Source organism: Burkholderia sp. BCC1208, from assembly GCF_902833095.1.
Classification (GTDB): domain Bacteria; phylum Pseudomonadota; class Gammaproteobacteria; order Burkholderiales; family Burkholderiaceae; genus Burkholderia.
Map to the genome: position 1 here is coordinate 1 of NZ_CADFDY010000028.1, position 634 is coordinate 634.

Sequence of the window (634 nt, forward strand, 5' to 3'; positions counted from 1 at the left end):
AGTGCGCAAAAATAAGAGTTGTCTGATTGGGTCAGGCTGACCAGAGTCTGAAAATGTGGTTGGCAGAGCGCCTTCTATCGCGCCGCCCCTATTAATCATTCGTGGAGTATGTATGCATCAATCTATCATTCGTGCGTGTCTGCTGGGCGCGGTCGCAATCACCGGTACCGCGCACGCTGAGGTCAAGCAGCAGTCCTTTGATATCAAGCTGAGCGCCGAGGTGCCGGCAGTGGGCGGCTTCGAGATCAAGGAGGAGGGTTGGAATCGTGCCGAGGCGCAGAAGCTCGCGTGGGACGACGAAGCGAAAAAGTTCGACCAGCTGACGCTGAAGGTGGCCGCAAAGAGCGGGGTGGGCAACGTGCGGGTGAAGTTCTCGAGCGCCGAATTGCCGCGCCTCGCCCACGCAGACGACGCGGAAGCCTACTTCGAGGTGGGTGCCAAGGTCGCCGATAAGGACGTCGGCACTGAACCCGTCGAGGTAGTGACGAAGGACGAGGCGAAGAACGGCAAGTCGATCGATCTGGTGATCACGCCCGGGGTTGCGAGCGACAAGATCAAGAAGGAAGTGCTGGCGGGCAACTATGTTGGCACGGTGCCGCTGATGTTTGACACTGAGGTTGAATAAGGAGAAGTG

The 634-nt window shown here is 58.4% G+C and carries 1 protein-coding gene; it reads left to right on the plus strand.

Features of this window, described 5'->3' with window-relative positions:
- The first annotated feature begins 112 nt into the window (after nucleotides 1-112).
- Nucleotides 113-625: a hypothetical protein gene (locus HWX09_RS33395; protein ID WP_027782030.1), complete on the plus strand. Its 513-nt coding sequence runs from the start codon at nucleotides 113-115 to the stop codon at nucleotides 623-625.
- The last annotated feature ends 9 nt before the right edge of the window (nucleotides 626-634 follow it).

Excerpts from the sequence above, each read along its gene's own strand:
- HWX09_RS33395 (WP_027782030.1), top strand. The coding sequence starts at position 113 with ATGCATCAATCTATCATTCGTGCGTGTCTGCTGGGCGCGGTCGCAATC.